The organism is Streptomyces sp. NPDC055078 (genome assembly GCF_053607985.1).
On record NZ_JBSGUP010000824.1, the window covers coordinates 1 to 3,219 of the forward strand.

Below are 3,219 nucleotides of genomic sequence, written 5' to 3' on the forward strand. Positions count from 1 at the left end.
GTCTTACAGGTACTGGCCGGTATTCGCCACCGTGTCGATGGAGCGTCCGGTGTCCGCGCCCTGTTTTCCGGTGACCAGGGTACGGATGAACACGATCCGTTCGCCCTTCTTGCCGGAGATACGGGCCCAGTCGTCCGGGTTGGTGGTGTTGGGCAGGTCCTCGTTCTCCTTGAACTCGTCCACACATGCCTGGAGGAGGTGGGAGACGCGCAGACCTTTCTGGTTGTGATCGAGGAACGCCTTGATGGCCATCTTCTTGGCCCGGTCGACGATGTTCTGGATCATCGCTCCGGAGTTGAAGTCCTTGAAGTACAGGACTTCCTTGTCACCGTTGGCGTAGGTGACCTCAAGGAAGCGGTTCTCCTCGGTCTCCGCGTACATCTGCTCGACGACCGACTGGATCATGGCGTGGGCGGCGGCTTCCTTGGAGCCGTTGTGCTCGGAGAGGTCGTCGGAGTGCAGGGGCAGGGAGGCCGTGAGGTACTTCGCGAAGATGTCCTTCGCGGCCTCGGCGTCCGGGCGCTCGATTTTGATCTTCACATCGAGGCGGCCGGGGCGCAGGATCGCGGGGTCGATCATGTCCTCGCGGTTGGAGGCGCCGATGACGATGACGTTCTCCAGGCCCTCGACGCCGTCGATCTCGGCGAGGAGCTGCGGGACGATGGTGTTCTCCACGTCGGAGCTGACGCCGGAGCCCCGGGTGCGGAAGAGCGATTCCATCTCGTCGAAGAAGACGATGACGGGTGTGCCTTCGCTGGCCTTTTCCCGGGCCCGCTGGAAGACGAGACGGATGTGGCGCTCGGTTTCGCCGACGTACTTGTTGAGGAGTTCGGGGCCCTTGATGTTGAGGAAGTAGCTCTTCCCCGCGGGCTGGCCGGTGACCTCGGCGACTTTCTTGGCGAGGGAATTCGCGACGGCTTTGGCGATGAGTGTTTTGCCACAGCCCGGCGGTCCGTAGAGCAGGATGCCCTTCGGGGGCCGCAGCTCGTGCTCCTTGAAGAGGTCGGGGTAGAGGTAGGGCAGCTCGACGGCGTCACGGATCAGCTCGATCTGGTTGCCCAGACCGCCGATCTTGGTGTAATCGACGTCGGGCACCTCTTCGAGGACGAGCTCTTCGACCTCGCTCTTGGGAACCACTTCGTAGACGTAGCCGGAGCGGGGTTCGAGCAGGAGGGCGTCGCCGGGCCGGATGGTGATGTCCAGCAGGGGCTCGGCGAGCCGTACCACTCGTTCCTCGTCGGTGTGCCCGACCACCAGGGCGCGCTCGCCGTCCTCAAGGATCTCCTTGAGGGTGACGATGTCCCCGGCGCGCTCGTACGCCATGGCCTCGACCACGTTGAGCGCTTCGTTGAGCATGACTTCCTGGCCGCGCCGCAGCTCTTCGAGCTCGACGCTGGGGCTGACGTTCACCCGGAGTTTGCGGCCTCCGGTGAAGATGTCGCAGGTGCCGTCCTCGGTGGCCTGCAGGAAGACACCGAAGCCCGCCGGCGGCTGTGCGAGCCGGTCGACTTCTTCCTTGAGGGCCACGATCTGGTCGCGGGCCTCACGGAGCGTGTTCGCGAGCCGCTCGTTCTGTGCGGACACGCCGGCCAGGTTTGTCTGGAGCTCGACGATCCGCTCTTCGAGAATTCTCGTATGGCGCGGAGAGTCGGCGAGCTTGCGGCGCAGGACGGCGATTTCCTGCTCGAGATAGGCAACCTGGCCGGCTGGGTCTTCAGACCCCCGCCCCGGCCGGATGCCGCGGTTGATGTCGTCGTCGTGGGCTGCCACGGTCCTCACCTCCTCCAAGGGGAGCTGGACGCTTCCTGACCCTACCTGGGTGGGTGGTGATTGAAACCCCTAGATCACAAAGACGGTGGGGGCGTGTCCGATCTTCACCCTTGCGCTCTCCCTCACGCCTGGTGGATACCCACCCATCAACATCGGAAAGCGGGCGGTTGTATCGTCGAAGTGTTCAACACCCGTCAGGGCTGGTGCGACTTGGTTCACCTTGGGTCACCGAACGGTTGGTCCGACGATGGAAACGGCAGGGAGATATGACCGCGCAGCACGAGGTTCCGTCCGAGGGTGCCGGGCAGGCGCTGGAGGTCTGGATCGATCAGGAGCTGTGCACCGGGGACGGGATCTGCGTCCAGTACGCGCCGGATGTCTTCGAGCTGGACATCGACGGGCTGGCGTATGTGAAGAGCGCCGAGGACGAGCTGCTCCAGGACGCGGGGGCGACGACACCGGTGCCGCTGCCGCTGTTGCGCGATGTGGTGGACTCCGCGAAGGAGTGTCCGGGTGACTGTATCCATGTCCGTCGGGTTTCGGACAGGGTCGAGGTCTACGGTCCGGACGCGGGGTAGCGGTTCGACGCCGGGTGACTGTTTGCTTACGCAGCGTTGAGCGGTGACGGGTGGGGCGGTTGTCTCATATGGTGTCCGCCCGTCTCATATGCTGTTCGTTTTCCTGCTCATACGGTGCGGGGCTCGTCCTGCGTGGTGCGGATGAACTTCCCGCCCTGCCATCGCCATTGGACGTTGTCGCGCTGGTCGGGGCAGCAGTTCGGCACTTCGGGCGACGAGTAGCCGAGCAGGGTCGCCGTTATGGCGCCGTCGCGGATGGCCAGCGCTTCCGCGGTCCGGCGCTGTGCCGGTTCCAGCAGGGTGGCGACGAGGCGGGGGCCGCCTTCTTCGGCGGTGGTGAGTACGTAGATCCCATGGGGCGGGGAGCCGGATCCCGCGTCGCAGCGGGCGGCGGCGATTGTTTCGGGACGGCCGTCACCATCGAGGTCGCCGGTGGCCTTCTTGACCACCACATAGCCGAGTGATCCGCATTCCAGGGGGAGCCGGACGTCGGCCGGGTCGGGGGCGGGTGCGGCCACGGGGGGTTTCTTCGGCTTCCCGTCGGGCGGCGAGGCGGTGGCGCGTTCGGGCTGGAGCAGGCCCGCGGCGGCGACGACCGCGGCCATCGCGGTGGCGGTGGCGAGCCAGTGGATCGGGCGGGTCCGGGTGTGCGCGAGGTCCGGGACGGCGGAGGTCTGCACGCGTGAATTCTCCTGTGCATACGGTGCCGGCGCTGCGTCGGCGGCGGTCGGGAGATCTGCATCGTGCCATAGGTCACAGAGGCGGGGAACAGCGGGGTGCGGGCCCGCTTGTCACTGTTTCGTGACAGCCCGGAGCACAATGCCAGTACGCCGCCGGGGAGTTCCCGGTTGCGAAGTGGGAACTCCCCGGC

Annotated in this window: 3 protein-coding genes; 1 reads left to right on the forward strand and 2 read right to left on the reverse strand. The window is 65.9% G+C overall.

Features of this window, described 5'->3' with window-relative positions; translation table 11 throughout:
• Positions 1-3: 3 nt before the first annotated feature.
• Positions 4-1,770 carry a proteasome ATPase gene (gene arc, locus ACWF94_RS37270; protein WP_453499163.1) on the reverse strand — a complete coding sequence of 589 codons (1,767 nt, stop codon included), beginning with the start codon at positions 1,768-1,770 and terminating at the stop codon, positions 4-6.
• Between the two features lie 266 nt (positions 1,771-2,036).
• On the opposite strand from arc, the gene ACWF94_RS37275 reads away from it, so the two are divergent.
• Positions 2,037-2,348 carry a ferredoxin gene (locus tag ACWF94_RS37275; protein ID WP_453499165.1) on the forward strand — a complete coding sequence of 104 codons (312 nt, stop codon included), beginning with the start codon at positions 2,037-2,039 and terminating at the stop codon, positions 2,346-2,348.
• A 107-nt stretch (positions 2,349-2,455) separates the two neighbouring features.
• Here the strand turns inward: ACWF94_RS37275 and ACWF94_RS37280 are convergent, their stop codons facing one another.
• A complete protein-coding gene (locus tag ACWF94_RS37280) occupies positions 2,456-3,028 on the reverse strand; it encodes a hypothetical protein (protein WP_453499167.1) in 573 nt (190 codons plus the stop codon).
• Positions 3,029-3,219: the final 191 nt, after the last annotated feature.